Origin of the sequence: Hymenobacter sp. GOD-10R (assembly GCF_035609205.1) — a bacterium.
In the GTDB taxonomy this organism is placed as follows: Bacteria; Bacteroidota; Bacteroidia; order Cytophagales; family Hymenobacteraceae; genus Hymenobacter.
The window spans coordinates 1943155-1969076 of the sequence record NZ_CP141184.1; the positions used below are offsets into that span (position 1 = coordinate 1943155).

General features: G+C 54.8%; 30 protein-coding genes. 11 read left to right on the forward strand and 19 right to left on the reverse strand.

Translation table 11 applies throughout. The features are described 5' to 3' along the window. Nucleotide 1 precedes the first annotated feature (1 nt). The 3 genes from SD425_RS07940 to SD425_RS07950 all read right to left on the reverse strand — a co-directional run bounded on the left by SD425_RS07940 (nt 2) and on the right by SD425_RS07950 (nt 2455). On the reverse strand, nt 2-655 hold the full coding sequence (locus SD425_RS07940; protein WP_324677203.1) for a metallophosphoesterase: 654 nt from the start codon (nt 653-655) through the stop codon (nt 2-4). A 64-nt stretch (nt 656-719) separates the two neighbouring features. Beyond that, the gene (locus SD425_RS07945) at nt 720-1016 is read right to left on the reverse strand and encodes a cation:proton antiporter (RefSeq protein WP_324677205.1); all 297 of its coding nucleotides are present in this window, start codon (nt 1014-1016) and stop codon (nt 720-722) included. Nucleotides 1017-1414: 398 nt separating this feature from the next. Then, a complete protein-coding gene (locus SD425_RS07950; RefSeq protein ID WP_324677207.1) occupies nt 1415-2455 on the reverse strand; it encodes a GntG family PLP-dependent aldolase in 1041 nt (346 codons plus the stop codon). A gap of 108 nt (nt 2456-2563) precedes the next feature. Here SD425_RS07950 and SD425_RS07955 point away from each other — a divergent pair, with 108 nt between their 5' ends. Then, nucleotides 2564-3040: a hypothetical protein gene (locus tag SD425_RS07955; RefSeq protein WP_324677209.1), complete on the forward strand. Its 477-nt coding sequence runs from the start codon at nt 2564-2566 to the stop codon at nt 3038-3040. Nucleotides 3041-3133: 93 nt separating this feature from the next. Here the strand turns inward: SD425_RS07955 and SD425_RS07960 are convergent, their stop codons facing one another. Next, nucleotides 3134-3634: a metallophosphoesterase family protein gene (locus SD425_RS07960; protein WP_324677211.1), complete on the reverse strand. Its 501-nt coding sequence runs from the start codon at nt 3632-3634 to the stop codon at nt 3134-3136. A gap of 262 nt (nt 3635-3896) precedes the next feature. On the opposite strand from SD425_RS07960, the gene SD425_RS07965 reads away from it, so the two are divergent. Further along, nucleotides 3897-4595, forward strand: coding sequence for an NUDIX hydrolase (locus SD425_RS07965; protein WP_324677213.1), 699 nt, complete (start codon nt 3897-3899; stop codon nt 4593-4595). Between the two features lie 17 nt (nt 4596-4612). After that, the gene (locus SD425_RS07970) at nt 4613-5092 is read left to right on the forward strand and encodes a hypothetical protein (RefSeq protein WP_324677215.1); all 480 of its coding nucleotides are present in this window, start codon (nt 4613-4615) and stop codon (nt 5090-5092) included. Here SD425_RS07970 and coaD read toward each other — a convergent pair. The 3 genes from coaD to SD425_RS07985 form a co-directional block, all read right to left on the reverse strand. After that, complete coding sequence (coaD, locus tag SD425_RS07975; protein ID WP_324677217.1) at nt 5089-5556, reverse strand: pantetheine-phosphate adenylyltransferase; 468 nt, start codon at nt 5554-5556, stop codon at nt 5089-5091. The genes SD425_RS07970 and coaD overlap by 4 nt on opposite strands. A gap of 79 nt (nt 5557-5635) precedes the next feature. After that, nucleotides 5636-6517, reverse strand: a complete 882-nt coding sequence (locus SD425_RS07980; RefSeq protein WP_324677219.1) for a DUF3822 family protein — start codon at nt 6515-6517, stop codon at nt 5636-5638. A gap of 93 nt (nt 6518-6610) precedes the next feature. Then, complete coding sequence (locus tag SD425_RS07985) at nt 6611-7108, reverse strand: NUDIX domain-containing protein (protein ID WP_324677221.1); 498 nt, start codon at nt 7106-7108, stop codon at nt 6611-6613. Between the two features lie 144 nt (nt 7109-7252). Between SD425_RS07985 and SD425_RS07990 the strand changes: the two genes are divergently transcribed. From SD425_RS07990 to SD425_RS08005, 4 genes are all read left to right on the forward strand, one after another. Next, nucleotides 7253-7690: a PaaI family thioesterase gene (locus SD425_RS07990; RefSeq protein WP_324677223.1), complete on the forward strand. Its 438-nt coding sequence runs from the start codon at nt 7253-7255 to the stop codon at nt 7688-7690. Nucleotides 7691-7864: 174 nt separating this feature from the next. Next, nucleotides 7865-9283: an ATP-dependent DNA helicase gene (locus tag SD425_RS07995; RefSeq protein WP_324677225.1), complete on the forward strand. Its 1419-nt coding sequence runs from the start codon at nt 7865-7867 to the stop codon at nt 9281-9283. A 96-nt stretch (nt 9284-9379) separates the two neighbouring features. After that, nucleotides 9380-10042, forward strand: a complete 663-nt coding sequence (locus SD425_RS08000; RefSeq protein WP_324677227.1) for a hypothetical protein — start codon at nt 9380-9382, stop codon at nt 10040-10042. 109 nt (nt 10043-10151) lie between these two features. Beyond that, nucleotides 10152-10679, forward strand: a complete 528-nt coding sequence (locus SD425_RS08005; RefSeq protein ID WP_324677229.1) for a DUF1573 domain-containing protein — start codon at nt 10152-10154, stop codon at nt 10677-10679. A 76-nt stretch (nt 10680-10755) separates the two neighbouring features. Here SD425_RS08005 and SD425_RS08010 read toward each other — a convergent pair whose 3' ends face one another. The 5 genes from SD425_RS08010 to SD425_RS08030 all read right to left on the reverse strand — a co-directional run bounded on the left by SD425_RS08010 (nt 10756) and on the right by SD425_RS08030 (nt 14907). Next, nucleotides 10756-11133 (reverse strand): DUF423 domain-containing protein, encoded by a 378-nt coding sequence (locus tag SD425_RS08010; RefSeq protein WP_324677231.1) that lies wholly within the window; start codon nt 11131-11133, stop codon nt 10756-10758. A 30-nt stretch (nt 11134-11163) separates the two neighbouring features. Next, nucleotides 11164-11850: a YggS family pyridoxal phosphate-dependent enzyme gene (locus SD425_RS08015; RefSeq protein ID WP_324677233.1), complete on the reverse strand. Its 687-nt coding sequence runs from the start codon at nt 11848-11850 to the stop codon at nt 11164-11166. Nucleotides 11851-11957: 107 nt separating this feature from the next. After that, on the reverse strand, nt 11958-13010 hold the full coding sequence (locus SD425_RS08020) for a VWA domain-containing protein (RefSeq protein ID WP_324677235.1): 1053 nt from the start codon (nt 13008-13010) through the stop codon (nt 11958-11960). 51 nt (nt 13011-13061) lie between these two features. Further along, nucleotides 13062-13958 carry a hypothetical protein gene (locus tag SD425_RS08025; RefSeq protein ID WP_324677237.1) on the reverse strand — a complete coding sequence of 299 codons (897 nt, stop codon included), beginning with the start codon at nt 13956-13958 and terminating at the stop codon, nt 13062-13064. 46 nt (nt 13959-14004) lie between these two features. After that, entirely contained in the window at nt 14005-14907 is a 903-nt protein-coding gene (locus SD425_RS08030; RefSeq protein WP_324677239.1) for a DUF58 domain-containing protein, read from the reverse strand. 37 nt (nt 14908-14944) lie between these two features. Between SD425_RS08030 and SD425_RS08035 the strand changes: the two genes are divergently transcribed. Next, nucleotides 14945-15316 (forward strand): DUF4296 domain-containing protein, encoded by a 372-nt coding sequence (locus SD425_RS08035; protein ID WP_324677241.1) that lies wholly within the window; start codon nt 14945-14947, stop codon nt 15314-15316. 22 nt (nt 15317-15338) lie between these two features. On the opposite strand, the gene SD425_RS08040 is transcribed toward SD425_RS08035, so the two are convergent. From SD425_RS08040 to egtB, 6 genes are all read right to left on the reverse strand, one after another. Next, nucleotides 15339-15689 (reverse strand): tRNA-binding protein, encoded by a 351-nt coding sequence (locus SD425_RS08040; protein ID WP_324677243.1) that lies wholly within the window; start codon nt 15687-15689, stop codon nt 15339-15341. A 127-nt stretch (nt 15690-15816) separates the two neighbouring features. After that, nucleotides 15817-16392 carry a DUF922 domain-containing protein gene (locus SD425_RS08045; protein WP_324677245.1) on the reverse strand — a complete coding sequence of 192 codons (576 nt, stop codon included), beginning with the start codon at nt 16390-16392 and terminating at the stop codon, nt 15817-15819. A gap of 68 nt (nt 16393-16460) precedes the next feature. Next, on the reverse strand, nt 16461-17840 hold the full coding sequence (locus tag SD425_RS08050; protein ID WP_324677247.1) for an MATE family efflux transporter: 1380 nt from the start codon (nt 17838-17840) through the stop codon (nt 16461-16463). Nucleotides 17841-17989: 149 nt separating this feature from the next. Continuing rightward, complete coding sequence (locus SD425_RS08055) at nt 17990-19078, reverse strand: pyridoxal phosphate-dependent aminotransferase (protein ID WP_324677249.1); 1089 nt, start codon at nt 19076-19078, stop codon at nt 17990-17992. A gap of 52 nt (nt 19079-19130) precedes the next feature. Continuing rightward, entirely contained in the window at nt 19131-20126 is a 996-nt protein-coding gene (egtD, locus tag SD425_RS08060) for an L-histidine N(alpha)-methyltransferase (protein ID WP_324677251.1), read from the reverse strand. Nucleotides 20127-20246: 120 nt separating this feature from the next. Then, a complete protein-coding gene (gene egtB, locus SD425_RS08065) occupies nt 20247-21548 on the reverse strand; it encodes an ergothioneine biosynthesis protein EgtB (protein ID WP_324677254.1) in 1302 nt (433 codons plus the stop codon). A gap of 315 nt (nt 21549-21863) precedes the next feature. Between egtB and SD425_RS08070 the strand changes: the two genes are divergently transcribed. The 3 genes from SD425_RS08070 (at nt 21864) to SD425_RS08080 (ending at nt 24694) form a co-directional block, all read left to right on the forward strand. Further along, nucleotides 21864-22160 carry a KGG domain-containing protein gene (locus SD425_RS08070; RefSeq protein ID WP_324677256.1) on the forward strand — a complete coding sequence of 99 codons (297 nt, stop codon included), beginning with the start codon at nt 21864-21866 and terminating at the stop codon, nt 22158-22160. 110 nt (nt 22161-22270) lie between these two features. Then, nucleotides 22271-23341 (forward strand): o-succinylbenzoate synthase, encoded by a 1071-nt coding sequence (menC, locus tag SD425_RS08075; protein ID WP_324677258.1) that lies wholly within the window; start codon nt 22271-22273, stop codon nt 23339-23341. A 69-nt stretch (nt 23342-23410) separates the two neighbouring features. Beyond that, nucleotides 23411-24694: an aspartyl protease family protein gene (locus tag SD425_RS08080; RefSeq protein ID WP_324677260.1), complete on the forward strand. Its 1284-nt coding sequence runs from the start codon at nt 23411-23413 to the stop codon at nt 24692-24694. Between the two features lie 12 nt (nt 24695-24706). Here the strand turns inward: SD425_RS08080 and SD425_RS08085 are convergent, their stop codons facing one another. Next, nucleotides 24707-25885, reverse strand: a complete 1179-nt coding sequence (locus tag SD425_RS08085) for a porin family protein (RefSeq protein ID WP_324677262.1) — start codon at nt 25883-25885, stop codon at nt 24707-24709. Nucleotides 25886-25922: the final 37 nt, after the last annotated feature.

Sequence of the window (25922 nt, forward strand, 5' to 3'; positions counted from 1 at the left end):
ATCAGCTGATATCGTTAGGATCGACCGGAACGGCGATAATCTGTAAAATATCTCCCTGCGGCGTGAGCTTCACGCCTGTGAGCGTGCGCCCTAGGTAAGCACCTGTATCGATGCTGAGCGTGTGTGAAAGCCGGTCGAACAGAGGAAGGCCGTTGGGAGTTGGCGTGTGCCCAATTACTTGCAGCTTGCCCACATTGCGCAAGGGGCCGCGCCGCCACAACACACCATCGAGGTTTTCTTCATCATAAGGCTCGGGCGTATCGGCTAGGCCCGCGTGGCTGGCAATAACATGGTCATTTTCCCAGATCAGAGGGCGGTGTTCCAGCCAATGCAAATGCAATCGGAGTAAGGCAGGCTGCGCGGCATATTGTTGTACCGTAGTTCTACCTCCCCAGTTCAGCCACTCTGGGAAGGGACCGTCGGGCCCGTAGTGTCGAATCATGCCCGCCTCGTGGTTGCCCCGTAGAAAGACCGTTTGACCAGGATACGCCGCGTTCAGCTCCATGGCAAGACCTACAGTTTCAGGCGCAAAATTACCGCGGTCGACTAAGTCACCTACTTGAATAAGAAACTCCTCCTGCGGCTGCCAATAGCGAAGCAAGGTCTGAAAAGTATGGCAGCAGCCGTGGACGTCACCGATTAGAAAAAGATTCATGAATACGAAAAATAGGCAGCGCACTGACCGAATCACTACGTAGCTCGGCTGACTTACGAATGATTTAGTGAGAAGCGGGTGCTGGATCTTCCGGTGCGGTGCTTAACCCCAACCGCTTTACCAGTGGCCCGATAGAAAGACCCTGAATAATGATAGAAAAAACGACGACTACGTAGGTGATGCCCACGACCCGGTCGCGTGTATGACCCGGAGGCAAAGACAAGGCCAACGCTACCGAGATGCCGCCCCGCAAGCCACTCCAAGTTCGAATTGTGGAGGGCAGCCGCAAAAAGCGGTGATTGACGTAGCCAACCAAAGCCGCCGCCATCAACAAGCTAGCAAAGACGGTGTAGAGCTCCATAGGCCGTACAAGAAAACGAATAATTAACCTGCAATTTCAACAATCTCCTTTCTTCGTAAGAGAACTCCCCCTCTGGACCACTTACATGATACAAGCAACCGCATAGAATTCTGGGGAAGCTGCTACCCTGGATGCTACTACGGAAAATTCGCAAGACCATTCTAAGCTTATTGAAATTAGGTAAGCAGACTGGCTTCGGGTTTGGAGCTAATAGCAGACATACAAAGCCCTTAGCAGACGTAGCGCCCCCACTCGGAGAAGAGCCGAGGGAGGGCGCTACGTCTGTTCAACAACCTTCAGAAGTAAGGGAAAAAGCTAGCTAAGAACCATAAACGTGCAGCCCGTGCCGCCGCAACAAAAGTGCGTGTGACCTTGGCCAGCTGTGTGAACCCAAACGCTTAAGCAGGCACAGGCATGGCAGCCAAAGCAGCTTCTACGCGCTGAAGCATGGCGTCGTCGAAGTCTAGGTGCGTCACGAAACGAATCATCTGCGGACCGAAAGAAGAGGCACGGATTCCTTGCTCTTCTAAATTTTGTAGAAACATCTTTTCAGGTAGCTCATCGGCCAGACGAAAAATAACCAGGTTGGTTTCGGCGGGTAGCACCTTCGTCACGTACGACTGCGCCGCTAGCGTGGCGCTGAGCTGCTGGGCGCGGCGGTGGTCGTCGGCCAGGCGCTCCACGTTGTGCTCCAGCGCGTACAATCCTGCTGCAGCTAGGTAGCCCGCCTGACGCATCCCACCACCCATAGCTTTGCGAATTCGCTTCGACTTCTGGATCAGTTCTTTACTTCCTAGCAGCACTGAGCCAACTGGTGTACCTAGGCCCTTGGAAAGACAAACCGAGATAGAGTCGAAATACTGACCGTATTCCTCCGCTTTTTGGCCAGTGGCTACCAGGGCGTTGAACACACGGGCGCCGTCGAGGTGCAGCTTCAGGTCGTGCCGGCGCGTTACTTCCGCAATTTCTTGGATGGCCTCAAGTGAGTAGCAACTGCCGCCACCGCGGTTGCTGGTATTCTCCAAACACACGAGGCGGGTAGGCGGGTAGTGAACATTGTTCTTGTCACGAATAGCAGCTTCTACTTGCGCTGCTGTAAGGCGGCCCCGGTCGCCAGGTAGCAAGGCCACTGAGGCGCTAGAGTTAAAGGCAATACCGCCAACTTCCCAAAGATAAATATGGGCAGTATGGTCGCAAATTACCTCCGTCATCGGCTCCGTTTGAGCTTTAATAGCAATCTGATTGGTCATGGTGCCGGAGGGGCAGAAGAGGCCGGCTTCCAAGCCGAAGCGGGCAGCAGCCACTTCTTCGAGTTCGCGCACGGTCGGGTCTTCCCCATACACATCATCGCCAACGCGGGCATGAAACATGGCTTCCAGCATGGCTGGCGTAGGGCGTGTAACGGTATCGGAGCGCAGATCAATGATAGGTTCAGGCATAGTGGCTGAGGGTAAGGCCGAAAGAGAAGATGAGGTATGTTTTCGCGATTCAAAAATAAGACTTACTTTTGCCCTCCAATTTACAAATCGACTTTAACCGACCCGGATATGAGCACTACTCGCCTCAAGCGGAAGCATCGCAAGAACATTGCGCGTGCTAACAACAAGCAGCGTATCATCAAGCAACTGCTCCTGACGCCCGTTCTGAAGAACGTGGACCTCGAAGAACTCAAGTCGCGTTTCACTACGACTGGTGCTAGCCCTGCAGTAGCCAGCGCACCAGCTACTACTGGCGTAGTTGCTTCTGTTAAAGAAGCTGCTACCTCGGCAGTCGATAAAGTGAAAGAAGTTGCTGCTGACGTAGCTGACGCAGTAGCGCACTCTGACGTGGTGGAGAAAGCCAAAGAGGCAGTAAGCGACCTAGTAGAGAAAGTAACGCCTGCTACTTCGGCGCCTTCGCAGAACGAAGAAGCAAAAGTAAACCAAACTGGCACTGAAGGTTTTGATGAGGCTGAGGCCATCACCAAGCCTGTCAACGAAGACGGTCAGGAAGGCGAGCACCCCAAGCCCGAAATCGCCCTGTAAAGCGGCCTGCCACCGGTGTCGGTCGGCTATAGAAAGTCAAAAAGCGCTTTTCTTGTACAAGAAAAGCGCTTTTTGTTTGTCTAACGCAGACGTTCATCCTACTCGTAAGCCAAGTTCTACGGCCTGCAACTTCTGCACCTTGCCCGCTTCTACTTCGAAGCGCAAGAGCGTGCGAACTTTATGAAAACCGTGGCGACCGGCCGCGCCAGGGTTCAAGTGCAGCAGCTGCAACTTCGGATCGGGAATTACCTTCAGAATATGCGAATGCCCACTGATGAACAAGCCCGGTCGCTCGTGCGTCACTAGAGGGCGTGCGGCGGAACTATAGTGTCCTGGGTAACCGCCAATGTGCGTCATCAATACGCGCAAGCCTTCTACCTTGAAGCGCTGCACCAAAGGCTGGGTCTGTCGCACGTCTTGGCCATCGATGTTGCCATACACGCCACGCAACGGAGCTAGCTCCTGCAGCGCCTCCACTACGGCGGCCGTGCCGAAATCGCCAGCGTGCCATATCTCGTCGCAGTCGGCTAGGTGGTGCAGGATGCGTTCATCGAGGTAGCTGTGGGTGTCGGAGAGCAGACCTATTTTTTTCATTAAGTTGAAGCAGCGTTAGGTAAAGAGCTTGCATAAACGTTTACGTAGGCCAGACGGATACTATTGCGTCCTGCTTACGGTGCAGCTTTCATGTTCAGCTTCTACTATCTATTTTCATTTACAGGCGTTACCTGCACAACTGAACCGGACACATCACGTATCTTGCCCGACCTAGGCGAATTTCCGTTTGCCAATATTTATGCTGTGTTTTGTGGCATAAATCGTCTCATTCCCCCCATTTGCCCTCATATCATCCTGCGCGATGAATGTTTTTATTAATGATATCCCGCTGATTATCAAAAAGAACAGCGAGAAGGTGTACAAGCACCGTTACGACCTGATTCTGAACCCAGAGGACGAATTTACGTCCAAGGATTTGATCGGCGACGTGCTGATTCGTGACGTAACCGATGGCTTCATCGACCGGCTGCTGCGCTTAATGGAGGTGAAAAAGCTTAAAAAGCTAAAGTCATTGACGCTGCTGGCGCGCAAGAAAAAACGGTTGATTCTGCACCTGAAAGATCAGTTCCGCATCGTAAAGGCCGCTGGCGGTCTGGTCGTGAAAGACGGAATGATCCTGATGATTTATCGTTTAGGGATGTGGGATTTGCCGAAAGGCAAACTCAAGAAAGAAGAGGACCCTGGTGTGGGTGCCCTGCGCGAAGTAGAGGAAGAATGTAGTATCACCGTCGTTTTGGGAGAAGAGCTGCCGAGTACATGGCACTCCTATGCCTACAATGGCAACAAGATTCTGAAGAAGACTAGCTGGTATATCATGCAGTGCCTCGACGATTCGCTGATGAAGCCCCAGGCCGAAGAATCGATTGAAGAAGTGCGGTGGATGACGCCCCAAGAGGCCCTAGCCGTGCTCGACGAGTCGTATGCTTCTATTGCGTTAGTAGTGCGCCACTACCTCAGCGAACAAGCTGGCACTGATTCTGCCAAGGAAGCAGCAAAATAACTCTAGGCGAGTTGCCTATGCGTCGACTCTACTATTCTGCTCTTGTCTTAACATTTATTGGCGTAGCGGCTTGTACCGGTCGCTCTACCGTTCCGGAGAAGCGCGTGTCGACCGTGGAGCCACCTCCCGCCGAACACGCGCCCTTCGACGTGACGGCTTTATTGGGGCGTAACATCGACCAGGTTCGTCGGAAACTAGGCTCTCCTCGCGAAATAGCAACTCAGGACCTAGGGCCGGAGCCAACGCTCGCACAAAAGCACACAGCTGCGAGCGAGAACTGGACTAACACGTTCGAGAAAAACGGCACAACACTCATCGTCAACTTCAGCGCCCGCACACGCAAGGTGCACGATATCATCGTGGTCGGTGAGGATGAAGAGGAGTTAATGCGCCGGAGTAAGCTGACCCTTACGGCGCTGAACTACATTGTGCTGCCGGTACTCAACCCGCAAAACACCAGCCGAGTGCTAGGCCTACGCGTGATACCACTCCACTAATGGCTAGTTGCCGGTGGCAATGCGAACGGCACAAAATCATTGACGGGGCCTCCAAAGCGGTGAATCTCGCGGATGATGGTGCTGCTGATTGCTGCTAATGCGGGCGATGTAATCAGGAAAACTGTTTCCAACTCTGGGTTGACATGGCGATTAGCCTGAGCAATTGTGTTCTCGTACTCAAAATCGGTCGTGTTGCGTAGCCCGCGCAGCAAGAAGCGAGCACCTACTTGCTTGGCAAAGTCAGCCGTGAGGCCTTTGTAGGATTGTACCGATACGCGGGGCTCGTCCTGAAAAACAGACTCAATCAGCGTAATCATTTGCTCTACCGGCAAGTAGCGCGTCTTGCTGCTGTTGTTACCAATGGCAATAATCACTTGGTCAAACAAGGTCGTGCCGCGGCGCACCACATCGAGGTGCCCGTTTGTAAACGGATCAAAAGAGCCAGGGAATAGCGCAATACGCATACAAGAATGACTGAGTGACGGAGTGAGTTGTGCGACGGAATAGAGGCGTTTAACAGCATACTCCCTCGCCTAGCCACTCTTATTTACAAAGATGCAGGGTGTATAGCTCGAAGTAGCGATAATCGAAAGTATCGTTGAGGCGGTAGCTGTAAGCTAGGTCGAAGGGGCGCGTGCCGAAGCGAACGTTCCGCACATACTTGCGCAGAATGGTAAACAGCTCCGAATCGGGCAGCAAGTCGCCCCACAACACTAGGTCGTCTTGGTCGGGGTTCAGTTGCAATTCTTGCATGACCAAGATGGTGTAGTAGATAAAGTCTTCGGGGCTGCTGAAGGGAAATACGTTACAATACTCCAAGCGCTTGCCGTGTACCGCCACCAACGTCACCTCTTGAGGGTTGACGTGCAAGTACAGCTGCCGCGGTGCTGACTGTTTACTTTGGTGAACTACACCCTCAATCAAAGCACTGGTTTGGTGCAGTAAGCGGCCCGTCGGGTAAGCTGTTTGCAGCCAATCGGCCAACGATTGCTCAGCAGCAAACACGCTCACCATATCCAAGCCAATGTGCTCGTAGTGATGAGGGCTTTCCTGATTTGGGTCGAGGTGATGGTGCAAGCGTAGGTACGTAGCTTCGTCGCCGAGTCGGAACAAAGGCGCTGGCAGCAGCGTGAAGTGACGGTTTTGCACCGCAAGCCGTACGTGTTGCCAGCCCGACTGATGCAAAAACTCGTGCTGTGCGGCCAAGGCCTGCAACTGAGCCGCCAAGGAAGGAGCAGCTTCTACCGTGTAGTCTTCCAGCAAAACGAATTTGTTCCGCTGTACTTCGACTAGCCCCAGGCGGATGCCTGCCGCGCCGACTGTGATGTAAAGGTTATAGGCGCTCGGGTTGGCTAGGTTCAGCGTTTCGTCGCGAAAACGGTGTTGGGCAACGGGTACGGAAGCAGCAGGAGCAGAGGCAAACACGGAGCAATCAGGAAAGAGACGATACGGAATAGGAGCCCAAAGGTACGAAGTTCACCTCTAGCTGTGCGCCGCTACTCCATAGATGCACTCCAACTACTTGAAACGAATCTGCGGAATGTAGAGGTCGTCGGGGCTGATGATGTGGCGTAGCACGGGGTGCACTTGGTGGGGCGGCAGCTTTACTAGTTGGCGCGGCGCTATGAAAGCTAGCTTGGTGAGCAGCTGGGCATCAGCGGCGTGTTCGGGGTCGGCGCCGAGCTGGGGTACTGCCTTCGGGTCGGTTGGCGCGACGGCGAAGAACAATTCCAAAGCCTGTAGCTGGTCGCCGCCGAACTCGTGCAGGTGCAGAAAACGACCAGGCGTAATAGCTAAGCCAGTTTCCTCTAGGAATTCTCGCTGCAAGCACTCCTGCACCGATTCGCCAAACTGCCACCCGCCGCCCGGCGGCGACCAGAACAGCGCCTCATCGGGGAGGAGGCCGCGGTGAGCAGTGAGCAAAATTGCGCCTTCGTGCACAAGCAGCCCGCACACGCGCACGCGGACTTGGTTGGTGTAAGCACCTAGGAAGTTAGGAGTAAAGGAAGTTGACATTGGTGTGGAAAGGTTGGTCGGGAGCGGCAAAGGGGGTACTTTTGATAACGAATGAAACGACTATTTGACGAGCTGACAAGCAAATTTTTCGCTCATCAACAGTCGCATCAGCCCAGTAAAAAATCAGCGTATAGCTTCTGATCAATGCCTCCTACGGAAAATTCCATCTCAACGCTAGATTTAGCTGCTCGAATTCGGCAGAAGCTCACCACGCAGCGTTTCATGCACCTCGTCGGCGCCGACCTGACCACCATCGAGCCCGGCCGGGTAGAAGCGGAGCTAGCATTGGAGCAGAAGCACCAGCAGCATCGCGGCTTCGCTCACGGCGGCTTGATAGCGACCATGGCCGACTTGGTAGCTGGGTTTGCTGCCGTCACGCTCGTGCCTGATAATCACGGCGTCGTAACGGCTGATTTGCGCATTTCTTATTTGCACCCAGGCGTGGGGGAGAAACTACGGGCCGTAGGCTGGGTGCTGAAAGCTGGCCGGCGCCTGCACTTCTGCGAGGCTGAAGTGTGGTGCGATGATAAGTTAATTGCGAAGGCCTCAGCTACAATGGCAGTTGTAGAACCACAAAGCTAGGTTGATAAGAATACTATGGTTGCGAATAACAAACCAACTTTAAAAGCTATTCAGGAATTCAATACCTCGTCTCCGCACTTATTCTTCTTTCTTATTTGTTAGATGACAGCTCTGGTCACCAATCAGCTAATATTAGACTCGGGGCTATAGCCTCGTGCCAGCCAATAGTAAAACATGCTTACCGTAAGAACTCCCTCTCTCCGCGACTACTTTCCCTTTGAACCCACCCAAGACCAAGCAGCCCTTTTTCAGCAGCTCGACGCATTCTTGCGCGATGAGTTGCCGGGCCGCAAGGCCTTTGTGCTGCGGGGCTACGCCGGCACGGGTAAAACGACTGTGGTGAGTGCGCTGGTGCAATGGCTGCACCGCATGGGGCGCAAGTACACGTTGATGGCGCCCACTGGCCGGGCTGCCAAAGTAATGAGCGCCTACTCGGGCGTGCCGGCGAGCACCATTCACAAGAAGATTTACCGTCAGACCTCGGGCTCAACGTCCGATAAGCTGTCGTTTCAGCGCCAGCCCAACCGCACGGCCGATATGTTCTACATCGTGGACGAAGCGTCCATGATTTCGGATGAGAAGGCTTTTGGCGAAAATGGCCTGCTCGACGACCTGATGGGCTACGTGTTCGAGAAGCCTACTAACCGTCTTTTGCTCATCGGGGATACGGCGCAGTTGCCGCCGGTCGGGCAGCTACTGAGCCCAGCGCTGGACCCTAGCTTACTGGCGCACCGGTTTCGCGCCAAAGTGGATTCGGTAGAGCTGCGTCAGGTAATGCGTCAGGCGGAAGAGTCGGGTATCTTGATGAACGCTACGGTGCTACGAGATGAGTTGCGAGAGGAAAAACCGGCGATTCAGTTCTTCACCAAAGGCTACAGTGACATCTTCAAGATGGGCGGCGAAAAGCTAGAAGATGGCCTGCGCTGGGCCTATAAGAACTTCGGCTACGAAAACACGACTATCATTTGCCGCTCCAACAAGAACGCCAACCAGTACAACCAGTACATCCGGCGGGTGCTGTTCGATGCGGAAGACGAAATCCAGGCCGGCGACTACCTGATGGTGGTGCGTAACAACTACTTCTGGCTGCCCAAAGACTCAGAAATGGGCTTTTTGGCCAATGGCGACTTTGTGCAGGTAATGAAAATCGTGCGGCGGACGGAAGAGTTCGGCTTCAACTTCGCTGATGCCCGCGTTCGGCTTGTGGACTACCCCGACGAGCCCGAACTAGAAGTGAAGCTGCTCCTCGACACGCTGCACACCGAAAGCCCCGCCTTGCCCGCTGACCGCAGCAACGCGCTTTACACCGCCGTGAGTGAAGACTATGCTCACCTAGGTACGAAGCGCGAGCGGAGTGCTGCCCTGCGCCAAGACACGTTCCTGAACGCCTTGCAGGTGAAGTTTGCCTACGCTCTCACCTGCCACAAAGCCCAGGGTGGTCAGTGGCAAGCGGTGTTCGTCGACCACGGTTTTCTGAAAGATGACATGGTAAACTCCGAGTTTGCCCGCTGGCTCTACACCGCCATAACCCGCGCCGCTGATCGACTTTTCTTGCTGAATTTCAACCCTAAGCTGCTAAACGGCCAAGATTAACTATCGCATGTTATTATATAGTATAACTATTTTATAGTTGAGGATAGTGACTTAGCTTTACAGAGTTCAGTTAACCTATTTCCACAACTTATTATCATGAAAAAGTTTGCGCTTACGGGCCTATTTCTGCTGTTAGCTTTAGTAACCACCTTTGCGCAAACGCGCGAGATTTACACCAATCCTAAGTTCCGTATTATAGCGAAGGAACACAAGTTATTAGCTGTATTGCCCTTTAAAACCACCTTGCAATTGCGGCCCCGTGAAGTAGAAAAGAATGGCGGCGTAGAAGGCGTACGGGTTCTGGAAGAGCGGGAGGGGCTAAGTGTACAGAGTGCTCTACAATCGTACTTTCTGAAGCAGAAAGAGAGCAGAGACATGACGGTAGATGTGCAAGATGTGGCTAAAACCAACGCCCTGCTTGTGCGCAACGGCGTGACAGCTGACAAGATAGCTGGCTATACGCCGCAAGAGCTAGCTCAGATATTAGGAGTCGACGGCATTGTGTCGGGCACGTTTGAGAGCACACAGCCCATGTCGGGTGGAGCTGCCGTTGCGATGACCATGGTCGTGGGTTTCTCCGCGCCAACTAACACGGGAAAACTGTCCATCAACATTGCAGATGGTTCCACGGGCGAGCTGCTTTGGAAATACGACAAGAGTTTGTCGCGCGGGTTTGGCTCTGATACAGGCACCATCATCACCACGATTATGCGTAAGGCATCGCGACAATTTCCGTATTCGAAGGAATTTAAAAATTGATTAGTACCTTACCTATCTGCGAGCCAGTGGATAGCAACTAAAGCTGCACGCAACCAGTGGCTGCAAACGTGTATCTTTGTCAAAATTACCTCTTTAAATAACCGTAACGATGAAAAAAGCACTTGTTCTGGCCTTAGCCCTCTCGCTGGCTGGCTTCGCTTCGCAAGCGCAGACGGCTGCCGTTAAGCCTGCTAACGCTACTACCAAAGTAGCTGGCCCCCAGATTCAGTTCGAGACCGACAAGTTTGATTTCGGCACCATCAAGCAGGGCGACATTGTTGACCACACGTTCAAATTCAAGAACGTAGGCACGCAGCCACTCGTGATTTCCAACATTGGCGTAAGCTGCGGCTGCACCACGCCCGACTGGACGAAGGAGCCCGTGATGCCCGGCAAAACCGGCACTGTGACGGCCAAATTCAACAGCGCTGGCAAAATGGGCATGCAGAACAAAGTGCTGACCATTGAGTCGAATTCGGCTGCTGGCAATGCCATGGTGTCGCTGGTAGGTACGGTAGCAGATGCTACGACGGCTTCGGCCTCTGTAGCTCCCGCTAAATCGGACGTTGACGCTGCCGACGGCAAGCAAAAGATGAAAGCTACCGACAGCAAAATGAAAGCAAAGAAGAAGTCGTAATTGACTTTTTGCCAAGCTTAAAACAGAAAGAGCGACCTAGCTAGGTCGCTCTTTCTGTTTTAAGGGCTAGTTTATCTTATAACTGACGTGCTGCCCACAGCAAGGCTATCCAGCCAGCTATTAGCGCAAGGCCGCCAATAGGAGCAACGGCACCTAGCTTGGTGATGCCCGTGAAACACAGTGTGTAGAGGGCGCCACTGAATATGAGCACCCCCACTAGCCAGAACCAGCTAACCGTACCTAGCCCGCGCAGGTCGGGTCGGGCTTGGAAAAGAATTCCTACTGCCAGCAACGCCAGCGTATGATAAAACTGATAGCGTACGGCCGTTTCAAACGTATCGAAGCGGCCGGTAGCCTCCAGCATAGCGCGCAAACCGTGAGCGCCAAAGGCACCGATAGCCACACCTAGGCCACCAAGCAGAGCAGCAATTTGAATGATAACGCGAGCAGTCATGGGCAAGAGAAAGAGAAGTATAACAAAGCGCTAAGACGCTGCAGTAGCGTAGTTGCGGTGCCCAAAAATAGCGCTACCAACCCGGATGAGCGTGCTGCCTTCCGCAATAGCAAGACGGTAATCGGAACTCATGCCCATGGAAACTTCGCGGAACGTCTCGCTATCAGCGAAATAACTAGCTTTTAGCTTTTCAAAGTAGCCACGCAATTCCTGAAACTCGCGGCGTAGTAGGACTTCGTCATCCGTGTTGGTGGCAATGCCCATCACGCCAGTGAGATGCACGTGGCGCATGGCGCGGTACGCTTCCGATTGGAGAATCGCTTCGGCTTCGGAAAAGGAAAGCCCGGTTTTGGTTTCCTCGTCGGCAATGTGAAATTGGAAGAAGCAATTGATAACACGGTCGTTTTTAGCGCCTTGCTTCTCAATTTCTTGCAGCAGCTTTAGGCTGTCGACACTTTGGATCGTGTGTACAAATGGCGCAATGTACTTAACCTTATTCGTCTGTAAGTGACCAATGAGGTGCCATTCAATATCAGTAGGTAGCTCTGGCTGCTTGGCGGCCATTTCTTGCACTTTATTTTCGCCAAAGAGCCTAGCTCCAGCATCATATGCCTCACGGAGTAGCTCTATCGGGTGCGTTTTAGTGACGGCTACGAGGCGACAGTTGGTACCTTGAAGCTGCGCTTCAAAGTGGTGAATGTTTTCGGCAATAGACATTATCAGGTGTCAGTTAACAGGTAACATTTATCAATTTTTGTGGCACGAACTTTTTAGTCCGTGCTAGATAGGTGACCCGTTCGGTAACTGATGAATGTTAACTGAATTCAGTCTTCCAACGCATTCGTCAGGAAGGTGTTTTTCAGGGCAAGCCACACGAGCCACAAACCTACGCACCAAAACAGGTAAAGCCGGTAATAGTCTTTCGTGTTGCGAAAGCGGGTCTGCTTGATCTCCGACTTCTCGTACTTGTCGATCTGACCGAAGACTTGGCGGAGAGCAGAGTTATCGGTGGCGCGGAAGAATTGGCCTTCGCCAGCCTGGGCAAGTTGGCGCATGGTGGTTTCGTCGAGGCGGGTTTCCACAAAGCGGGGGCGGCCATTTTCATCGGTGCCATAAGGCACGATACCGTCTTTGCCTAGGCCGATGGTGTAAAGCTTTAGGCCGTAGGCGTGGGCAAGTTGCGCGGCCGTGAGCGGGTCGAGGCTGCCGGCTGTGTTTTCGCCGTCGGAGATAAGAATGCAGATTTTGGAGCGGCTGCGAGAGTCACGCAAACGGTTGGTTGCCACACCCAGGGCCGAGCCGATGGCGGTGCCATCGTTCGGAATCATACCTAGCTTGAGGCCGGCGATGCTCTCGCGCAGCAACTCGTAGTCGGTGGTGAGCGGCACTACAGAGTAGGCATCGCCGGCGAATACCACTAAGCCTAGCCGGTCCCCCACTCGGCCGTTGATGAATTCCTGCGCTACCCGCTTGGCGGCTTCAAGGCGGTTGGGGCGCAGGTCTTGCAATTCCATAGAGCCCGATACGTCGAGCACCAGCAGGATATCTACGCCTTCACCCGTCTGCACCACCCGTTCGTCGGTGCGCTGCGGCCGAGCCAGCGCTACGATACCGAAAGCTAGGCTCAAGGACAGCACTATGTTGGGCACGAAGCGCAGCAGCGCGCTCCAGTCGCGGCGCACTTGGCCAGCTATGAAGGCCACACCTAGCCGCGACCGGCGCCGGTGATTCAACGCCCAACGCGCCAGAAACAGCAATGGCACCAGCGGCACGAGCAACAAGAGCCGCGGCGCTTCCCAGGAGTAGCTAGCAAGCGTTGCATAACGCAAGCTATCCACCAACGGACCTAGGAAATGTTGCCAAAGCTGTTCAAACATGAAAGAGTAACTGAGTAGCTGGGTGAGGAATAAACGATAGTTGCTACCTGATCAGCTGGTAACGGGTGACTGATAATTGGTAATGGTCATCTGATATCGGCGGTCGGCAAAGTTGCGGAGAAGCGTAAAGGCTAGGTCCGTTTCCGCTTCATCTTCCATAAACTGATTGGCATAAATGACTTTGTCCGCAATACGCAAAGCACGTTTTACGTCGGGGTCGTTCTGGTAGAGCGCTACGATCTCCTTTGTTGTCAAGCTATTAATGCCATTGTCTTCGAGGCCGGTGAGGTAGTTTTTCCACAACGTGATGGCGCGCTCCATATTCGTGAGCGAACGGGAAAGCGTAAAACGCTCTACGTGGCGTGCGTATTGAGCCAAGAAGTACACGTGGTTCTTCCGCAGCTTATAGCGCTGATAGCGTTGCTGCAACCGTCGCCCAAACCCAAGGCCTAGCACAGCCATGGCCAATGCTAGCACTCCCACGGCAGCCAGTACATACGGGTAGTTGAACTCGGAAGCAACGGGCAGCAAGGCCATTTCTTGGCGTAGCGCCGGCGGCTCCTCCGCGCTAAGCAAGGGTGCGGTGCGTGCCAACCGTACAACAGCCGGCGGCGTGGCCACGGTCAAGGTGTCTTCGCCGCGCAGGATGGTGATGGGCAAGCTCAGTTGCTGCACCGAATCAAGCGCGAAGGTACGCAGGTGATAGATGGTGCGGTCGAGGCTGCGGCCTTGGCGGGTGCGGGTTGGCTGGTAAATTTTGCCTACGTATTCGAACGGCTTGAACGCCGCCGTGGAATCCGGAAAGATAACTTCTAAGCTAGGAGCGTGCTCAAAGCGGAGTTCGTAGTCGACGATTTCGCCTACCTGTACCTTTAGCCGCAGAAAGCGCCCTTGTGGCTCGTTGGGGCGAGCGGGCGCCTGGGCTAGGGTAGGAGTGGTAAGAAGCAAAAGCAGCCCAAACACACCCATCCCGTTCCGCCTTCTTACCATCGGCTTAGCCACGTCCACCCCGCTGATTGCGCCGCCGAAATAAACTCACAAGCTGAGGTACGTAATCGGTGTCGGTGGCGATGGATAAGAACTCGGTGCGGTGACGGCGGCAGATCTGCCCGATCTGCTCCCGGTTTTGCTCGTACGTGGCTCGGTAACGCGTCCGGAACTTCTCCGACGAAGTATTCACCCACAGCGTCCGCCCAGATTCTTGGTCGAACAGCGGAATGATGCCGAGGGGCGGGAACTCCCGCTCACGCTGGTCGAGGAGCTGCACCACAATCAAGTCGTGCTTGCGAGCGAGCATCGTGAGCTCCCGCTCGTAGTTAACATCAATAAAATCGGAAATCAACAGGACGATGCTGCGGCGTTTGAGCAAGCCGAGCGCCTGCTTAATACCGGCGCCTACAGCCGTGCGCGGCGACCTAGGTTGCAGTTCAAATAGCTGTTTAATAAGAGCATAGGCATGGCGGATTCCTTTGCCCGGCGCCATGTACAGTTCCTTCTGATCAGAAAAGGCCACGATACCTAGGCTGGCATCTTGCCGGGCTGCCGTGAGAGCAAGCAAGCCACAAATCTCCCGGCCAACATCTAGCTTTTGGCGCCCCGTGGCCCCGATCTTTTGGGAAGCGCTGACGTCAAGGAGCAGCATCACAGATTGTTCGCGCTCTTCTTTGTAAGTCTTTACGAACGTACCGTGGCCCTTGCTGGATACGGCCCAGTCGATGGCGCGCACCTCGTCGCCGTACTGGTACAGGCGCACATCGTCGAACTCTAGCCCGGTGCCTTTGAACACTGAGTGAAAATCACCTTGCAGCTGCGCATCTACCGTTTTGATAATGCGTATCTCTAGTTGCCGCAGCTTGCGAATAAGTTGTTGAAGTGGTGAGCCAGGTTGCGGATTCATTAGGACTAAGCTACGGCTTCTGGCTAACTTTGCTGCTGTGAAAAACCTCCCCGCCCGTTTGCGTTTGTTTTTGAGCGTGCTGCTCACCCTAGCTTTTGCGCAGTGCCAACGGCCCGAAGAGCCGATGCGCCCACAGTTGTTGCTGCCTAAAGATAAGATGACCAGCTTGTTAACGAATCTGCACCTGGCTGAAGCGCGAGTAGAGGCTTCGCGCCTGGCGCCTGATTCGGCGCGGGCCATGTTCAACCAGCTTCGGCGCGACCTTTTCTGGCGCTACGAAACCACTGACTCGGCGTTCTACCAAAGCTACCGCTACTACGCCGTGCACGACAAAGACCTCGATAAAATCTACGGCGACGTTATCGATAGCCTGTCGATGCGCGAAATGAAGCTCGGGGAAAAGAAGTAGCTAGGTAACTAGCTGCGGGCACCTAGGCCAGGCGACTACCGTTCGGCACCGCTGCTGCCAGCGTGGCCAGCACAATGTGTCCATCGGCATCGGGGGCGCCCGTTACCAGTACTTCGGAGCGGAAGGGACCAATCTGCTTGATCGGAAAATTCACGACGCATAACACTTGGCGTCCGACCAGGTCGGCGGGTTGGTAGTGATGCGTGATTTGGGCGCTGGAGCGCTTTGTGCCGAGTTCAGGACCTAGGTCAATGAGCAGCTGATAAGCTGGCTTGCGTGCTTGCGGGAACTCGCGTGCTTCCAGAATGGTGCCCACGCGCAGGTCAACGCGCTCAAAATCAGCCCAGGAAATGAGGTTTGTGGAATCAGTCATGCAGTAGAGAAAAGCGCCCCGGCGCGTTCAGTGTTGCGTGGGAGCGAAAGGCTGCAAACATACAGCTTCCCGCTACTCCCACGCAACACTGAACGCGCCGGAGCGCTTCCTCTACAGGCTATTGCTACTACTTGGCCGCAAACTGCGCGAATTGAGTAAGCTGATTTTGGACGTTGATTTCCCAGCTCCGTTGCCGGTCGGCGGCGAGGCCATGGTTGGTTTCTTGGTCGTAACGGGCCTCTTCCTTCTGCCACTCAGCAAATACAGCTTTCGTCAGATTTTTGAAGCGCGGCTGTAAATGCTCGCAGTCGAACTTCGACAAGCTGATCTTTTGGCGAAGCTTGCGGGCGTACAGCTCCGTGATGTCGAAATGAACTTGCTCGTGGCGCAGCAAATTGGGCGTTGCCTTGGTTGCCTCACGCACCCACGATTCGGTGGGAATAAATACGGCCCGCACGGTAGAGGCAAATTTGAAATCTTGGCAAGCGGCCTGCACGTCGATATTAGCCGAGGTGAGAGCGGCTAGCCTGTCGGCGGGAGTAGGCTTGCTCTTGAAATCGTCCCAGGTTAGCGGCCGGGTTGCTGACCACTCGAAAGTGCCGGGCGCCGCAGTACCCGTCGGAGTGGACTGCGTGCCCTGGCCGGGGCCCTGCAATAAATTACTAACGAAAAGAATTGGGGCTAGGAAAGAGACGAAGGACATGGAAGGGTGGCGTATGAAAGGCAGTTAGTGCTAAAAAGCGTTGACAGCCTTTTAGCAAGAATAACGCCTTAACGCGCCACCACAGGTGCTTCGTTCACCAGTGGTGCTACGGCGCTGTGCTGACGAAAGCGCCATAGGAGCACCACGGCCACCGTTGTGAGCCCTGCTAGCAACCCAATCCAGACCCCTAGGCTACCTAGCTTCAGCCCAAAGCCCAGGCCATAGCCAAGAGGCAGCGCCACAACCCAGTAGGCGAGAAGCGCGACCAGGGAAGGCACTTTCACATCCTGCAAGCCGCGAAGCGCACCTAGGCCCACCACTTGCAATCCATCTGAAATCTGGAACAAGGCAGCAATCAGGAGCAGCGTAGCGGCCTGAGCCACCACCGCTGGGTCTTGGTGGGGGTTGTATAAGTAAGGAATCAGCTGGCGGCAGCTAATCAGCACTAGGCCCATGGCCGCCATAAACACAAAAGTGAGTGCGTAAGCGGTAAAGCCTGCCTGCCGAGCGCCGAGCGCATCACCTAGGCCCCGCAAGTTACCAACCCGAATCGTGGCTGCCGCCGCCACGCCACCCGCCGCCATGTACGTGACCGATGAAACGTTGATGGCAATCTGGTGCGCTGCCATTGCCGTGGCCCCAAGCCACCCGATCATAATGCCCGAGAAGCTGAACGCGCCTACTTCGCACATCATTTGAAGGCCAATGGGCAGTCCCAAACCTAGCAGGTGTCGCAGTGTAGTGCCCTGCAGATGCAGCCAGCTGGTAATCGTTTCGCGATAGGGTCGCAGCCGCTCCGCCCGCAGCACGTAAGCGCCCATGAGCACCGCCATGATGATGCGGGCCGTGAGGGTAGCCCAAGCGGCGCCCATCATGCCCATTGCTGGCGCACCAAAATGCCCGAAGATCAGCATATAGCAGAGCAGGGCATTGATAACGTTGGCTAGAATAGAAAGCTGCATGGCTTGCCGGGTTAGCCCTAGCCCCTCAGCAAACTGGCGGAAACCCTGAAACACCATCAAGGGGAAAAACGACAGAAAAATGACTCGTAGAAAAGGGGTGGTAAGCGTTACTACGGCAGGGGGCTGGTGAAAATAGGGTAGGAGCGGCGTGATAAAGAGCCCCAGCACGCTCAGCAGCAAACCGCCTAAGCCACTCAGCAGCACACCATGCACGAGCAGCTCCCCGAGCCGGCGCACGTTGCCTTCGCCATTAGCGGCCGCAACCAGTGGCGTGATGCCCATGGACAAGCCCATGCCTAACACCATCACCACCGTACTCACGTTGATATTCAGCGATACGGCAGCCAACGGTAACGATCCGCCCAGGCGGCCTACCATCACACTATCACACACGTTGACCATCACATGGCCTAGCTGGCTCAACACAACAGGATACGATAGGAGCAGCGTCGGCTTTATATGCTGGCGAATAGTAGCAAGCGGCATCGTGGTAAGATTGGGTGGAGTGCAAAGGTACGACAGCCGGGAGAAGCCGTTTGTGCCAGCCAATGCGGGAGCGTCTAATAGCGCGGAGCTGGCCAGGTTACCTAGGTACAATGATACCTCGACTAGCAGCTACTTACTTCGACTGCTGCCTACTGTAGTGCTCTGCGCAGGCGTTGTAAGGCTTCCTGCAAGTCATTGGTAAGCAGCGCGTAAGAAAGTCTAGCGAAGCCAGGAGCGCCGCAGGTGGCGCCATCTACAACGTTTACACCCGCCGCTTGTAAGCGAGCTACTAAAGCTGCTGAGGCTGCCTCCGGTGAAAGGCTAGGGTCGAGATAGGCCGTAAAATCAGGAAAGGCGTAGTACGTTGCTTCGGGCCACGGACAGTGCACGCGGGGCAAGGAAGCTAGGCCGTCGAGCAATAGGGCGCGGTTGTCGGCAAGCTGTGCCAGCAGCTCATTCGCAATACTTTGGGCGGCTTCCGTAGCAGCTAGGGCCGCCAGTTGATTGGGTACGGGTACAGCTGCTGCCGTACTGAACTGCCACGCCGCACAAGCACGTGCCAACGCGGGAGGTGCCACCAAGTACCCCACTCCCCAACCAATCAGGGCCAGCGACTTCGAAAAGCCATTCACCACCAGATGCTGGCCGAGTGGATCAGCCCAATCCAGCAACGACGGCACCGGCTCAGCACCAAAGGTGATAAAGTTGTAGATTTCATCAGAAAGCACAAGCAACTTCGGATGCTGGCGTGTGACAGCTAGCACCGCCTCGAGTTCGGCGCGGTGGTACACGCGGCCGGTCGGGTTATTGGGATTTGAGAGGAGGAGTACGCGGGTCCGGGGCGTAATGGCTGCTGCCAGAGCCTGTGGTTGCAGCGCATAGTCGTCCGCGGCGGTCAGCGGTAAGGGCCGCACGACGCCACCGGCTTGCTCGATGAGTTTCCAGAACCCAAACCAATTGGGCGTAGGCAACAACACCTCGTCGCCGGGGCGAAGTACAGCCTTCAGCAAAGCAAAAATCGCCGGCTTCGTACCCGTCGTAACAACGACTTGCTCCGCCGAAACCGCGGCAGCCGGATACCGGGCTGCTAGCGCTTCGCGCAAAGCAGGCAGGCCTTCAATCGCTGAAATCGGCAACTGACCGCCTCGCAGGGCCGCTACCGCCCGCGTAACAGCCGCTGCTGGCGGTGCAAAATTCCCGTAGCCCGAAGCCAGACTAATTATGTGGTCAGCTACCATTTAACAATTGCTGTTGTCTGTAAAAGCGCTGTAGACCTGCCCAAAAACGAACCTAGGCCGTTGGCGTCAAGATGACGTCGGCAAAATAATCCTGAGCGTCCGTAAAGAAGTTGGACACCTGAAAACCGGCGTCCGCTGCTAGGTTCTGTATTTGCGCCGCCGTAAACTTATAGGAGTTCTCCGTGTGAACGATTTCCCAAGCGGCGAAATCGAAGCTAATATCGAGCGCCGCAATAGGCACCGTTTGTGCGCGCGTGCTGACGAGAAAAGAACGCACGACGCCAGCGAGCGGGTCGTAATCGGTGTAATGACGCCAATAAGCCAGGTCGAACTCGGCGCCAAGTTCGCGGTTAAGGCGCGTGAGCAAGTTGAGGTTGAACGCCGCCGTCACGCCCTGCGCATCGTCGTAGGCGGCTCGAATCAGGCGCGGATCTTTCTGTAAGTCGAAGCCAATCAACAGGCGGTCGTCGGAGGAAAGAGGCTGCACAAGTTGACGCAGAAAGGCCAGCCGTTCGTCGGGCAGGAAGTTGCCAATGTTGGAGCCCAAAAACAGCACGGCTTTGCGGCCAGGCTTGGTTGCCATGAGTTGCAGGGCCGATACGTAGTCAGTCACTACGGGTTCTACGCGCAAGCTAGGTAGCTCATCGCGCAAGCTAGCTTCCAATCCATCAATAGCAGCCGGCGAAATATCGACGGGCACGTAGCTGAAGTCAATGCCAGTTGCGAGCAGGTGACGAAGTAAGATTTTGGTTTTCAGACCATCACCAGCACCTAGCTCAATCATATAGAACGGAGCGCCATCGGCCGCCCGCAGCGCATCGATGATGGCGGCGGAGTGCGTGCTCAGTAGTTGGTACTCGGTGCGGGTGGGATAATACTCCGGCAGCGCCATAATTTGCTGAAAGAGCCGGCTCCCTTCGTCGTCGTAGAAGTACATAGACGACAAAGTTTTGGGGGAGCGGTTTAGGCCTTGCGCAACGTGGCGGGCTAACTCTTCGGCTTGTTGAGAAGTGGCTGTGCTGATATCCGGTGAAGGCGATGAAGGCATAGGGAGGGGAAGGGGGCAGAAGGGGCGCAAAGCTCGCTTGAATAATGACAAGCCGTTTGCGCCTTAATGAAAAGGAGAATCAATTAATCAGCACAACAGCCCACCAGCACATTCGACGAGTTACCTAGCCAGACGAATACCGGTAAACTGCCAGCGCTTATCAGCGTGGAAGAAGTTGCGGTACGTTAGGCGGATATGGCTCTCGGGGGTTGCGCAAGAGCCGCCACGCAATACGAGTTGGTTGATCATGAACTTGCCATTGTATTCGCCCAAAGGCCCCGCGGCGCGCTCATAACCGGGATAAGCATGATAAGCCGAATACGTCCATTCCCAACAGTCGCCCAGCAGCTGGTGACACTGCGTCGGGTCGGCGTCTGGGGCAAGAGGCTGCGGGTCGTATAAGGTGCTCTCCACGAAGGTGCCCTCAGCCGCATCCGGATTAAAGCGCCGAGCGGCTATTTCCCACTCCTGCTCGGTAGGCAAGCGCAGCCCAGCCCAGTTGGCGTAAGCATCGGCCTCATAGAAGCTGATGTGGGTGACGGGAGCGGCCATGTTCACGGGTTGCAAGCCGTGGTGGGTAAAGCGAAACCACGTGCCGTCTTTTTGCATCCAATAGAGCGGGGCTTGCCACTGCTCCCGCTGCACTAGGTCCCAGCCTTCGCCCAGCCAATAGCGAAAGTCGTGGTAGCCGCCGGCCTCAATGAATTGCAGAAACTCTTCATTCGTTACCAAACGGTTTTGTAGCTCAAAATCGGCCACGTACGTCTCGTGCGGTGCTTGCTCGTTGTCGAAGCAAAAACCATCGCCTTCGTACCCAATGCGGTAAACGCCGCCAGGTACCGTCAGCCAAGCAGCAGGTGGCGCCGGCTGCGAAGTGGGCAATGATGCGGGCGCAGGCAGGTAAGCCGGCGTGAGCGGACTCGTGCTCAGGATGTACTTTATATCAGTAACCAGCAACTCCTGGTGCTGCTGCTCATGCTGAAGACCTAGCTCAAACACAGTCGTGAAAGACGCTGGTAGTTCGGCGACGCGTGCCAAGAGCTGCTGCATGTGCTCATCGACGTAAGCGCGGTAGCGGTACACATCGGCTAGCGCAGGGCGGGAGAGGGTGCCCCGGTCAGCCCGATTCACGCGGCTGCCGAGCGAGTTATAGTAGGAGTTGAATAGGTACGCGTAGTCGGGGTGAAAGAGCGTGTAGTCCTCTTTGTACTCACGCAGCAGCATAGTTTCAAAAAACCAGGTGGTGTGCGCTAGGTGCCATTTCGGCGGACTCACGTCAATCATGGGCTGAACTACTGTGTCTTCGGGCAGCAGCGGCTGGCACAGGCGGGCAGTTTGCTGGCGCACGGCCTGGTAGCGGTCTAGCAGAGAAGCAGCCGGTGCCACAGCGGATGCCGGAGTAGGAGCAAGAGAAACAGCCATATAGGGAGCAATGAAGTGCGTGAATGTGTAACTGTAAAAGCTAGGTTGAGTTTCGGCGACCTCGTAAAAATGCTGAGTGGGGTCTGCGTATTAACTGCAAGAAGTTAAGAAACAGAGGGATAAGCAGTGCTTTCTGTCGAGTCTGAGTATTTAACGCAAAAGGTAAGCTCAACTACGGAGAGTACCCTAGGTACTATGTGGTATTTTACCCTAGATACTCGCTTAAATAGCTAACATGCTCGACCAAGCCTCTATCTTGACCGTTAGAAAGGTAAAAGCAAGATGCTCCTCTAATCCACACTAAACAACTAAGCTATGGCCACGAACGGACAAAATCAGCGCGGAGGTACCTCGGCGCAACAAGCAGAAGCAGGTCGCAAAGGCGGTCAGGCTAGCAGTAAAAATGGTCAGACGAGCCCAGCGGGCAAAAGCTTGCGTGGTTTTGCTGCCATGGATCCCGCTGAGCAGCGTCGCATCGCCAGCGAAGGCGGAAAGGCTTCGCACGAAAGCGGCCGTGGTCACCGATTTACATCAGAAGAAGCCCGCGCTGCCGGCCGTAAGGGGGGCCAGGCAAGTCGCGGACGGGGCAACCAGGGCGGTGCAACCCAATAGCAACTTCTGATGCAACGGCAGCGCTTGATAGCACTGCCGACTATAACCCCTAGCTTGCGTACACGTTGCGGCAGGTCTGCTGTTTTCCTTGTCTTCCACGCTGCTTTTGTATGCTCCTACTCTCTTACTCCAAGCGTGTTTTGCGCTTCAACTTTCCGGCCCGTACCTCGCGCGGTGCCCTCTCCGAACACACCGCTTACTACCTGCACCTGCGCGACGACCAACAGCCCGCACGGGTAGGCTACGGAGAAGCGGCGCCCTTGGCCGGTCTTAGCCCCGATGACCGACCTGATTTTGAAGCGTTGGTTGCTGCGCTGTGCGCCCGCGTAACGCAGGCTAGGTACGCAACCCTAACGCTAGAAGAAGTACAAGGCTTGGTGCCCGCTACGTTGCCGTCACTACGCTTTGCACTTGAAACAGCGCTACTTGACTGGACAAATGACGGACAGCGTCATTTGTATGACACCGCTTTCACTCGGGGCGAAGCTGGTATTCCCATCAACGGGCTCGTGTGGATGGGCGACGCCGCTTTCATGCGACAACAAATCGAGAAGAAGCTGACAGAAGGTTATACATGCCTGAAGCTGAAAATTGGTAGTCTAGATTTTGATACAGAGCTACAGTTGCTCGCCGAAATTCGGGCTGTAGCAGGCCCGGAACGCCTCACCTTGCGCGTAGATGCAAACGGAGCTTTCGCGCCCGCCGAAGCTTCCGCGAAGCTAGCTGCCCTGGCTGCCTTCGAGCTACACTCCATTGAACAACCAATTCGGGCCGGTCAGCTAGCTGAAATGGCGGCCTTGTGTCGCACGTCACCTATTCCTATTGCCCTCGACGAGGAGCTAATTGGGGTGACCGAACCAGCCGCGCAAGTGCAGCTGCTCGATACTAGTAAGCCGCCGTACATCATTCTGAAACCTACCCTGCTCGGTGGCCTAGCCGCCGCGCGCCGCTGGATGACCCTAGCTGAAGAACGCGGCATAAGCTGGTGGCTGACGTCGGCACTAGAATCAAACATTGGCTTGAACGCCGTTAGCCAACTAGCCAGCGCCTACGTGCAATCCGATTTCCCGCAGGGCCTAGGTACGGGGCAGTTATACGATAATAATGTAGCGGCACCCCTGCATATTCGGGCGGGCCAGCTTCATTACGAGCCCCAGGGCGAGTGGTCGTTACCGGCCTGATTTCGAGGAAAAAGTGCGTGCGTGGTGGCGGTTTTTTAAGTAACTTCCCCGCCTACACCCACCCTCAGTATGCGTGCTTGTTGGTCGTTTGTGCTGTCAGTGCCGGGCCTCTGCCGGCGCGGTTGGCTACTCAGCATCCTTGTTGCGCTGAGCGGGTGTCTGCTGTGTAACTACGTGCAAGCACAGCCACCCGCATTCCGCTTCATGAAAGCCAAGGCTCGGCACATTACGTTTCCGTTTGAGTTGCAGCGCAACTTAATTATCGTTCAGGTAATGCTGAACGGGCACGGACCTTATAATTTTTTGCTGGATACGGGCGTCAACATTTCCCTCATCACCGAGCCGCGCATACGCGAAGAGCTAGGTTTGCGTCGCAAAGAACGGTTTCGGGTGATGGGTGCTGGCAATGAAGGAGGGCTTGAGGCTTACCAAGTAGATAGCGTGCATGTCACGATCAATAGGGTGGAGGCGCCTTACCTGTCGTTTTTGGTGCTCTCCGACGATGTGCTCGACCTTTCTGGCTACGTAGGCATGCCCATGCACGGCATTATTGGCAGCGACTTGTTTCAAAGCTTTGTGATGCGCATTCATCCGCAAAGCGCCGAACTAGAGCTATACGACCCCTTGTACTATAAAACGCCCCGTAGCAAGCGCTGGGCCTCGATACCGCTCACTTTGGAAGGGGGGAAAGCCTACCTCAACACCACAGTAGCCTTAGACGACACGCTCAAGCTGCCGCTCAAGTTTGTCCTCGATACGGGTGCGGGCCATGCTCTGTCGCTCGAAACGAAGTCGGATCCGCGTTTGGCCGTTCCTACAAAACGGTTGCGCTCTCAGCTCGGCCGCGGCCTGAATGGGTTTATCAACGGCTATATAGGGCGGGTCGCAAGCTTGCAGCTAGGCAAATACCAAGTGACGTCCCTGCTTACTTCTTTCCCCGATGCCGACCAAGTCCGAGCCGACGTCGCGCGCAACGGTAACATCGGGTTTGAGCTGCTTAAGCGCTTCGATCTAATTATCGATTATCCGCATAACCGCTTGCTGCTCCAACCCAATAGTCTGTTCCGAGACCCCTTTGAGCATGACATGTGCGGGATTGAGTTGCTGGCGGCTGGTCCCAACTTCCGGCGCTATTTTATCTTGCGGGTCGAACCTAGCTCCCCAGCCGACCAAGCCGGGCTGAAGGCGCAAGACGAAATTCTCTCAGTTAACTTGTTGCCAACAGCCGGCCTCACGCTCACCCAGATGAGCCGTCTGTTCCACTCCGTCGATGGCCGGCAGCTTCTGCTCATTATTCGCCGCCCCGATGGAGAGCTATTCACGACGGCCGTGCGGTTGAAACGGCAGATCTGAATTGAACATGGTTTAGAACATAATCCCCAAATCGAAGCGTAGCGAGTTGTGGTAGGTGGTTGATAGTGAACCAAAGCTATCCAACATACGGTCGAAACGTAACTCAACGCTTAGCACCGGAAGAGAAGGCTGATACAGCAGCATGCCCGCTCCAGTAGCTAGCCCTACACTTCGGCTATCTGGGGTCACAATAGTGCGACTATTATCTACGGGGCCAGCAGCTTGATTGCTATCCATGGTGTAGTGGAAATCACGGACGGAACGATTGCCAAAGTTTAAGCCGTAGCTTATTCCTGCGTTCAAGTACGGTCGCATGCTTCCATGGCCTGCTGTGTAGCGGAACAATAGGGGGACCTGAACTTGTGAGTATTGGATGGAGATACGTTGATTCGTCGTGTAGTAAGCGTAACCGTTAGGTATGGGTGTTGGACCATACACACTCCGCAACGCTAGGTAAGTAGGCTCGATCAGCACCGAAAATTTTGATTGACTATAAAATCTTAGGAACACGCCTGCCTGATACCCAACAAAGTCTTGGTGCTTGCCCGAAAAAGGCTCAATATCCGTTGTGAAACTTGAAGCATTAATACCCGCCTTTATGCCAAAGGCAGTATGCAGGCCGTAGGGATGGTAGTTTGCAATGCTAGGTTGCTGCGGCCGCTGACAAGTATTATAATCTATCACCATCTTCGACATGCCCGACGGTGTGTAAGAGTACATGTGTGACGTTTCCGCGTATTCAAGTCGTAGCGCAGGGCAATTGGGTAGAAGAGGAAGAAGAACGAGTGGAGTAAAAACCGGAGGAATCTCTACGATGTGGGTTGAATCGGCGGGCTGTAGGTAAAAACGCCGAGCTCCATCCGCATTTGAACCGCTGTAAAGACTGACATAGCCTCTAACAAGCGATGTGACAAACATAGGGCTACCGGCTGCACCAACTTGCTTGCTTACGCCTACCGGGCCAGAGGCGTCACCATAGCTGCTAGCCTCCGTAGCAGTGAAACGGCTAGGCTCCTGGTCATAACGGTATAGAACAACGGTTTGATTATGTTTTCCGGTAAGCTGAATTTGACCACGTAGTGTATCCCCTTTGGCCGTCACTACATAATCCTTGTAATCTTTTGTAGTGCGCTGGGCATTAGCAGCTAATACGGTCAGCCAAAGAGCTGCTGCTAGAGAATAGCATTTCATAGAATAGTGAAGAGTAGCGTAATTCAGTAGGCTCAGG